General features: G+C 65.0%; 10 protein-coding genes. 4 read left to right on the forward strand and 6 right to left on the reverse strand.

The window, feature by feature from the left end; translation table 11 throughout:
• Positions 1 to 113: 113 nt before the first annotated feature.
• The gene (gene fliI / locus A5906_RS38340; protein WP_080140271.1) at positions 114 to 1,439 is read right to left on the reverse strand and encodes a flagellar protein export ATPase FliI; all 1,326 of its coding nucleotides are present in this window, start codon (positions 1,437 to 1,439) and stop codon (positions 114 to 116) included.
• 433 nt (positions 1,440 to 1,872) lie between these two features.
• Here fliI and ctrA point away from each other — a divergent pair, with 433 nt between their 5' ends.
• From ctrA to A5906_RS38360, 4 genes are all read left to right on the forward strand, one after another.
• Positions 1,873 to 2,574 carry a response regulator transcription factor CtrA gene (ctrA, locus tag A5906_RS38345; protein ID WP_008138878.1) on the forward strand — a complete coding sequence of 234 codons (702 nt, stop codon included), beginning with the start codon at positions 1,873 to 1,875 and terminating at the stop codon, positions 2,572 to 2,574.
• A gap of 311 nt (positions 2,575 to 2,885) precedes the next feature.
• Positions 2,886 to 3,290 carry a DUF350 domain-containing protein gene (locus tag A5906_RS38350; RefSeq protein WP_080140272.1) on the forward strand — a complete coding sequence of 135 codons (405 nt, stop codon included), beginning with the start codon at positions 2,886 to 2,888 and terminating at the stop codon, positions 3,288 to 3,290.
• A gap of 17 nt (positions 3,291 to 3,307) precedes the next feature.
• A complete protein-coding gene (locus A5906_RS38355) occupies positions 3,308 to 3,718 on the forward strand; it encodes a hypothetical protein (protein WP_080140273.1) in 411 nt (136 codons plus the stop codon).
• Between the two features lie 3 nt (positions 3,719 to 3,721).
• Positions 3,722 to 4,882, forward strand: coding sequence for a glutathionylspermidine synthase family protein (locus A5906_RS38360; protein WP_080140274.1), 1,161 nt, complete (start codon positions 3,722 to 3,724; stop codon positions 4,880 to 4,882).
• A 214-nt stretch (positions 4,883 to 5,096) separates the two neighbouring features.
• Here the strand turns inward: A5906_RS38360 and A5906_RS38365 are convergent, their stop codons facing one another.
• From A5906_RS38365 to A5906_RS38385, 5 genes are all read right to left on the reverse strand, one after another.
• Positions 5,097 to 5,969 (reverse strand): CheR family methyltransferase, encoded by an 873-nt coding sequence (locus A5906_RS38365; RefSeq protein ID WP_080140275.1) that lies wholly within the window; start codon positions 5,967 to 5,969, stop codon positions 5,097 to 5,099.
• The gene (locus A5906_RS38370; protein WP_080140276.1) at positions 5,966 to 7,177 is read right to left on the reverse strand and encodes a protein-glutamate methylesterase/protein-glutamine glutaminase; all 1,212 of its coding nucleotides are present in this window, start codon (positions 7,175 to 7,177) and stop codon (positions 5,966 to 5,968) included. The genes A5906_RS38365 and A5906_RS38370 overlap by 4 nt, the downstream gene beginning before the upstream one ends.
• A 75-nt stretch (positions 7,178 to 7,252) precedes the next feature.
• The gene (locus A5906_RS38375; RefSeq protein ID WP_007600538.1) at positions 7,253 to 7,618 is read right to left on the reverse strand and encodes a response regulator; all 366 of its coding nucleotides are present in this window, start codon (positions 7,616 to 7,618) and stop codon (positions 7,253 to 7,255) included.
• 72 nt (positions 7,619 to 7,690) lie between these two features.
• Complete coding sequence (locus A5906_RS38380) at positions 7,691 to 8,161, reverse strand: chemotaxis protein CheW (protein ID WP_080140277.1); 471 nt, start codon at positions 8,159 to 8,161, stop codon at positions 7,691 to 7,693.
• Between the two features lie 27 nt (positions 8,162 to 8,188).
• Positions 8,189 to 8,671: response regulator (locus A5906_RS38385; RefSeq protein ID WP_136615527.1), on the reverse strand; the 483-nt coding region annotated here is incomplete at its 5' end.

Below are 8,671 nucleotides of genomic sequence, written 5' to 3' on the forward strand. Positions count from 1 at the left end.
TCCCCTAGCTGCAAGACATACGCACATTGGGACGGCACCGGTCTCCCCACAGGCCCGATTGAGGCCAAGACCGGCTCTGCTACTCTGTGGGATCGGATGATGACCTGACAAAGTTAGCGTTCCGTTTCCAAATTGCCGAGGATTTGCGCCAACTGCCGGTAGCCGTCCGCCAGCGAGGCATTTTCGTCCTTGCGCTGCCGCAGGAACGCCTCCAGTGGCTCGTGCAGCCGGATCGCCTCGTCGACCTCGGGGCTGGAGCCGGCGCGGTAGGCGCCGAGCCGGATCAATTCCTCCATGTCGGCATAGGTCGCCATCACCGCCCGCGCCTTCTGGATGGTCGGCCAGAACTGCGGATCGGCAGATTTCGGCATGGTCCGGGAGACGGATTTGAGGATGTTGATGGCGGGGTAGCGGCCGCGCTCGGCGATCGAGCGCTGCATCACGATGTGGCCGTCGAGGATGCCGCGGACGGCGTCCGCGATCGGCTCGTTGTGGTCGTCACCGTCGACCAGCACCGTGAAGATCGCGGTGATGGCGCCCTCGCCGAGGCCCGGCCCGGCCCGCTCCAGCAGCTTGGGCAGCTCGGTGAAGACGGTCGGCGTATAGCCCTTGGCGGTCGGCGGCTCGCCGGCGGACAGGCCGATCTCGCGCTGGGCCATGGCAAAGCGCGTCACCGAGTCCATCAGGCAGAGCACGTCCTGGTCCTCGTCGCGAAAATACTCGGCGACCGCGAGCGTGAGATAAGCGGCCTGACGGCGCATCAGCGCCGGCTCGTCCGAGGTCGCGACCACGACAACCGAGCGCGCAAGACCCTCCTCGCCGAGATCATCCTGCAGGAATTCCTGCACCTCGCGGCCGCGTTCGCCGATCAGCCCGATGACGCTGACGGCGGCATCGACGTTGCGTGCGAGCATCGACAGCAGCACCGATTTGCCGACGCCGGAGCCCGCGAAGATGCCCATGCGCTGGCCGCGGCAGCATGTGAGAAACGTGTTCATCGCGCGCACGCCGAGATCGAGCGGGCTACCGACGCGCTTGCGCGAATGCGCCGGCGGCGGCGTATTGCGGAACGGCATCGGCGAGGATCCCTGCGGCAGCGGCCCCTTGCCGTCGATCGGCTCGCCCAGCGCGTTGACCACGCGGCCGAGCCAGGCCGCACAGGGCCGCACCTGGTTGGCCGCATTGGCGATGACCGCCTTGCAGCCGCGGCGCACGCCGTCGAGGCCGGCGAACGGCATCACGACCGCATTGTTGCCGGAGAAGCCGATCACCTCGCAGGGAATGGTGCGGTTGGCGCCGGTCTCGATCACGAGCCGCGCGCCGACCGACATCGCATGGATGGGACCGGCCACCTCGACCATCAGGCCACGCACGCCGACCACACGGCCATAGATGTTGACGCCGTCGATGTCGCCGATCTGTTCGGCAAGAGCCTTCATAAGGGGCGCGCCTTCATAAGAGGGCCTTCACGAGAGCAAGCGCGGTCGTGCTCCGGGACTTCACGGTGAAACTCTTAAGTTTCGCCATATTTCTGAACGGCGCTTAACTTCGTGTTTACCCGCATCATTAATCATTGCGTCACTGTCTTTGTGACTGAGCGTGACTCCCCTTCAGAAGAAGGCTGAGTCGCGGGAGTCGGTTAGGCCCGTCTCTTAAAGTGGAACTTGAACAGATCGGGGTAACAAAAGCTGCTTCCAGCGCAAGACCTTAGGGCGATTCGACAAAAATTGCACCGGGGGGACTTGCGTTCCAGAATCAGAGTTTGTTAACCATCTGTTGTCAGGATCCGAATCAGTTGTTCAAAGGCGTTTTGTTGAGTGCCGCGAATGCGGCCGACCTGACGCCCAGGAGCGGCGACTATGGGGAACTGGCATGCGCGTTTTGCTGATTGAAGATGACAGCGCCGTCGCGCAGTCGATCGAGCTGATGCTGAAGTCTGAGAGCTTCAACGTCTACACGACCGATTTGGGGGAAGAGGGCGTCGATCTCGGTAAATTATACGATTACGACATCATTCTTCTCGACCTCAACCTGCCCGACATGTCCGGCTATGACGTGCTCAAGCAGCTCCGGGTCTCCAAGATCAAGACACCGATTCTGATCCTCTCCGGCCTCGCCGGCATCGAGGACAAGGTCAAGGGTCTCGGCGTCGGCGCCGACGACTACATGACCAAGCCCTTCCACAAGGACGAGCTGGTGGCCCGCATCCACGCGATCGTGCGCCGCTCCAAGGGCCATGCCCAGTCGGTCATCCAGACCGGCGACCTCGTCGTCAACCTCGACACCAAGACGGTGGAAGTCGGCGGCCAGCGCGTGCATCTGACCGGCAAGGAATATCAGATGCTGGAGCTCCTTTCGCTCCGCAAGGGCACGACCCTCACCAAGGAAATGTTCCTCAACCACCTCTATGGCGGCATGGACGAGCCCGAGCTGAAGATCATCGACGTCTTCATCTGCAAGCTCCGCAAGAAGCTCGCCAACGCCTCCGAAGGCCGCAACTTCATCGAGACCGTGTGGGGCCGCGGCTATGTGCTGCGCGAGCCGCACGAGCACGAAGAGCGCATCCCCGCCTGATCTGGTCTACGTCGCGAGCCCGTCGGGGCTCGCTCCTCCCAGCCTGGACCCCGCCGCGAATGGCGGGGTTTTCGTTTTGGGGGAAGTTCTTCTCCCTCTCCCGCTTGCGGGAGAGGGTCGGGGTGAGGGTCTCTCCGCATCGGGACAGTCCCCGTGTGGAAAAAGCCCCCACCCGCTGCGCTCACGCGCAGCGACCTCCCCCGCAAGCGGGAGAGGTTACACCGGCCGTGCCGACCACCCTTCACCCGCCTCTAACGTTGAACCGCTACCCTTCCCGCGCCGACGAATGGTCGCTGCACGATGGGGGAACGATGATCCTGCAATCACTCGCCGGCCTGCCCGCCTTCCTGGTCTATTTCTGCACCGGGCTGGTCGCGATCGTGGCGTATCTGTCCGTCTATACCCGCATCACCCCCTACAACGAGTTCCAGCTCATCCGCGACAATGAGCCGGCTGCCGCGATCGCGCTCGGCCTGAGCCTGCTCGGCTTCGTCGCGCCGCTGGTCAGCGCCATCGCGCATTCGGCCAATGTGCTGGACTGCCTGATCTGGGCAATGATCGCGCTCGTCGTGCAGGTCATCGTGTTCTTCCTCGTCAAGGTGCCGGTGCCGAACCTGTCGGCGCGGATCGCCGCCGGCGAGCTTGCGCCCGCCATCTGGCTCGGCCTGTCCTCGCTCGCCGCGGGCCTGCTCAACGCCGCCTGCATGATCTACTGACATGGTAGCGAAGTGATATGGCCAACAAGCCTCCCAGCAAGGAGTTCAGCAGGCGCCGGCCGCGCCTGCCGGCGGACCTGCAGCTGCCGCCGAGGCAGCCGGTGAAGCGCTCCGGCCATGTCGCCCTGCTGGTGATGGGCACGATCGCGGTCGGCACCACCGCCTACACGCTGATGCCGCGGCAGACCTGCGAGCCCTCTCCTCCCGGGACGGATCCAGCGGTGCAGACGAGCACCGCGTGCAGCAGCAGCAGAAGCGGCTCCTCGGGCGGCAGTGGCGGCTCGGGTTCGTCGTCGTCGCGATCGAGCTTCTACAGCAGCGATTCCTCCAGCCATTCTTCGTCGAGCACGTCATCCGACTCCGGCCACGGCAGCGTGAGCCGCGGCGGCTTCGGCTCGTTCGGGCATGGTTTCTCTAGCGGCGGCTGACTTATGCAGCGCATCACCTGTCTGGAGCGCGACGACTGGCGGGAAACCGCAGCGCAATGCGGCTTCGTCTTCCACACCATCGGCGGCGACCGCTATTGGGATGAGCGCGCCTATTACGGCTTCACGCTGGACGAGATCGAACGCGGCATCGAGACGCCGACCGGCGAGATCGACGCGATGTGTCTCGAGCTTGCCGGCCGCGTGATCGGCGACGAGCGGCACCTGCGACGGCTGAAGATTCCGGAGGCGTTCTGGGATCTCATCGCCGAGAGCCGGAAGCGCGACGACCGCAGCCTCTACGGCCGCCTCGACCTGAAGTACGACGGCAAGGGGCCGGCGAAGCTGCTCGAATACAACGCGGATACGCCGACCTCGATCTTCGAGGCCGCGGTGTTTCAATGGACCTGGCTCGAACAGGCGATCGAGCGCCGCATCGTCCCGGTGCGGGCCGATCAGTTCAACTCCATCCATGAACGCCTGATCGAGGCATGGAAGACGATCGCGGCAGGCCATCACCTGCACCTCACCGGCGCAATTGAAAATGCCGAGGACGCGGGTACGCTCGCTTATCTCGAAGACACGGCACGGCAAGCCGGACTCTCGACCACGCTGCTCGACATCGAGCAGGTCGGCTGGCGCGATGAGGGCGGCGGCTTTGTCGATCTCGACGATGCCGACATCGCGCTCGCCTTCAAGCTCTATCCCTGGGAATGGATGTTCCAGGACGCCTTCGGCGCAAAGCTCAAGGAAGCCCCGACGCGCTGGATCGAGCCGCCTTGGAAGGCGGTGCTCTCCAACAAGGGCATCCTGCCGCTGCTCTGGGAGATGTTTCCGAACCACCCCAATTTGCTGCCGGCCTTCTTCGAGGATGATCCACGCGCCGCCGAGCTCGGCAGCTCCTATGTGCGCAAGCCGTTGCTGTCGCGCGAAGGCGCCAATGTCACGCTGGTCTCCGGCGGCATGCCGCTCGACGAGCAGGCGGGTCCGTACGGTGCCGAAGGCTTCGTGCGGCAGGCGCTGTCACCGCTGCCGAACTTTTCCGGCTTCTATCCGGTGATCGGAAGCTGGTTGGTGAACCACGAGCCCTGCGGGCTGTCGATCCGCGAAGACGAGAGTCCGATCACGGGCAACAGCTCGCGGTTTCTGCCGCATGCGATTCTGTGAGGCTGCTCTTCTTCCCTTCTCCCCTTGTGGAAGAAGGTGGCATAGGCGGCCTTCGGCCGCCGTTCTTAAGAACGCCGAAGCAAAGCTTCGGCTATGGCGCCGGATGAGGGGTTCAGTCCACTCGCAACACTATTCGTGGGGATAGAGACCCCTCACCCGGCTTCGCTAACGCGAAGCCACCCTCTCCCACAAGGGGAGAGGGTGAGGAAGCTCCTCACCTCGCCGCGGCAACCTTCAGCGGCTGCGGCATCAGCCCGCCCATCGCCCGGCCGGAGCGCGCGGGGTTGAGCTGATAGAGGCCGCGGCGCTCGGTGATCGGGCGGAACGCGTCGGTGATACCGACGACGGATTCGGCGGCGCCGAGCAGCAGCGTGCCGTCGGCCTCCGTCGCCTTCGCCAAGCGCTCGAAGATCACCGCCTTGGTGTCCTGATCGAAATAGATCAGCACGTTGCGGCAGAAGATCACATCGAACGTGCCGAGATGGGAGAAGTCCTGCAGCAAATTGAGCTGGCGGAACTGCACCATGGCGCGAATGTCGGCGTTGAGCTGCCAGAGCTCGCCGACTTGCGTGAAGTATTTCATCAGATGCTGGATCGGCAGGCCGCGCTGCACCTCGAACTGGCTGTAGACGCCGGCCCTGGATTTCTCCAGCACCTCCTGCGACAGATCGGTGGCGACGATCTCGATGCGCCAGCCCGCGAGGGCCGCGCCCATCTCCTTCACGCACATCGCGATCGAATAAGGCTCCTGCCCCGTCGACGAAGCCGCCGACCAGATGCGAAGCGATTTGCGCGCGGCGCGCGCCTGGACCAGGCCCGGCAGAATGGTGTCGCGCAGATGATCGAACGGGATCTTGTCGCGGTAGAAGAAGGTCTCGTTGGTGGTCATGGCTTCGACCACGTCGGTCGCAAGCCGGCCATCGCCGTTCCTGATCTTCAGCACGAGATCGGGAATGCCAGGAAGGCTCGCCTTGCGGGCAAGCGGCAGCAGCCGGCTCTCGACCAGGTACTGCTTGTCGGGGGAGAGATCGAGGCCCGAGCGCTCCTTCAGGAACTTGCGCAGATAATCGTAATCTGCGGGCGTCACGAGCGGTCTCCCGAGAACAGCCGGTTGACCTTGGCACCGATCTGGTTGAGCGGCAGGATCGCCGCACAGATGCCGGCATTGGCGGCCGCGCCGGGCATGCCCCAGACCACGCTGGAGGCTTCATCCTGCGCGATCACGCTGCCGCCGGCCGCAACAATGTCCTTGCCGCCACGCATGCCGTCCGAGCCCATGCCCGTCAGGATCACGGAGAGGATGTTGCCGTGCCAGATGTCGATGGCGGAAGTGAACAGCGGATCGACCGCGGGCTTGCAGAAATTGACGGCGGGGCCGTCGTCGAGCGCAATCACCGTGTCCGCGCCGCTGCGCGCGAGGCGCATGTGCTTGCCGCCGGGTGCGAGATAGATCCGTCCCGGCTTCACCGGCTCGCCGTCGACCGCCTCGGCTGCCGGGCGGCGGCTCGAACGCGCCAGATGCTCGGCGAGAATGGTGGTGAAGGTCGGCGGCATGTGCTGGGTGATCAGCACCGGAAAACGGTCGATGACAGGACCGAGCTCGGTGACGAGCGCCATCAGCGCCTGCGGACCGCCGGTCGAGGAGCCGATCAGCAGCACCTTCGGAGCCTGAGTGGAGAACGGGCGCGTCGACAGCGCTCCCGACGACAGGGCATGTACGGCTGGAGCGGGTGCCGGCGCGGCAGTACGGGCAATGGCCGGTGCGCGCGCAGCCGGGGCAGTCGCAGCAGCAGGGCTCGCCGGCGCGAGCGGCGGGCTCGCAACCGCGGGCTTGCGGCGCAGCCGCGCACCGAGATGACGGATCTTCTGGATCAGGTCGTGGTGGAAGGTGTCGGCGGCCGACGCCTCGCGCGTCGATTCCGGCTTCGGAATGTAGTCGGCCGCGCCGAGCGACAACGCCTTGAAGCTTATCTCGGCGTTGCGGCGCGTCAGCGTCGAAGCCATGATGATGACGAGATCGCGCTTCTTCGCCAGCAATTGCGGCAGCGCCGAGATGCCGTCGAGCTCCGGCATTTCGATGTCGAGCACGGCGACATCGGGGTTGATGCGTTCAAGCTGGTTGACCGCCTCGAGCCCGGTGCGCAGGGAAGCAGCGACCTCCATGTCGTGCTCGGCACCGATCCAGCGCGAGATCAGACCGCGGATGACGACGGAGTCGTCGACGATCATCACCCGCAGAGGTCCGGCTTCGCGCGACGTGCCCGTGGTCGAATTACCTGCGAACGCAACACTCATTACTCACCAACTCAGACTGAAACGGTTCAGTTGAAAACAATCGCCGAAGGATCCGTTCAGCCTCCGGGCGGTCGCTCAGATAAGTCCAACTTCCTGGAATTTCGCCGTCACGATGTCCTTGTCGAACGGCTTCATGATGTACTCGTTGGCGCCGGCGTGCAGCGCGCGTGCAATATGCGCAACGTCGTTCTCGGTGGTGCAGAACACCACCTTGGGCTGGTCGCCGCCGGGCATGCGGCGGAGGTGGCCGAGGAACTCGTAACCGTCCATGACGGGCATGTTCCAGTCGAGCAGCACCGCGTCGGGCAGGCCGCGCTTGCAGGCCTCCAGCGCCTTCTCACCGTCCTCGGCTTCGAGGATCTGGAAGTCGAGGCCCTCCAGAATCCGGCGCGCAACCTTGCGGATGACGCTGGAATCATCAACGACGAGACAAGTTCGCATGTGAACCTCTGCTTCCTATCCCCTTTGCAGGGACACTCCAATTACTGGCACGTCCGCGGCAATGCCGCCGTATCAGGCCGCCATCATCTCGGGCGCGAGCTCGAGGACGCGATCGACGTCGAGCACGACCATGAGCTGGCCCTCGAGGCGGTGGACGCCGCCGGCGAGCTTGGCCATGCGGGGATCGAGGTTGACGGGGTTCTCTTCCATGCCGGCCTCGGGCAGGCGCAGCACCTCGCCGATCTGATCGATCAGGAGGCCATAGGATTCACCGCGCAGATCGACACCGACCGCCATCGGCACCTTGCCGTCCTCGGCCTTGGGCAGGCCGAGGCGGGCGCGCATGTCGACCACGGTGACGATGCGGCCGCGCAGGTTCAGGACGCCCGCGATCTCGCGCGAGGACAAGGGCACGCGGGTGACGCGCTCGGGCATGAACACGTCCTGGACGCGGGAGATCGGCAGGCCGAACAGCTGGCCGCCGATCATCGCGGTGACGTATTCGACCATGGCGCCTTCGGCGGATTGGGTCTTGGTGCTCATGAGCTTATCTCCTGATCCCTGTCCGGCTTACGCCGCCGCCCGGCTCAGCTCGGAGGCGCCGGCGGCGCCCGCGGTCTGCTCCTTCAGCGCCGCGATCAGACCGGGACGGTCGAACTTGGCGACATAGTCGTGGAAGCCGGCCTGCCGGCCGCGCTCGATCGCCGCCGGCGACACCAGCGCCGAGAGGCCGATGATCGGCGTCGCGGCGAGGTTGTTGTCGGAGCGGATGGTCTCGGCGAACTCGAACCCGTTCATGTCCGGCATCTCGATGTCGGTCAGGATCACGTCGAAGCTCTGGGCGCGGAGCGCAGCGAGGCCCTCCTGCGCGGTCGGCGCGGTGCGGACGCGGTAGCCGGCCGCCTTCAGCACCGGTGCCAGCATGTTGCGGAAGAACGCAGAGTCGTCCACCAGCAGCACCGACTGCGAGTGCATCGACGGCTTCATCTCCTTGCGGGTGAACCAGTCGGAGAACGCCATGGGGAGGAAGTGGCCGACGTCGATCACCTCGGT

It is taken from the genome of Bradyrhizobium sacchari, assembly GCF_002068095.1.
Lineage (GTDB): Bacteria > Pseudomonadota > Alphaproteobacteria > Rhizobiales > Xanthobacteraceae > Bradyrhizobium > Bradyrhizobium sacchari.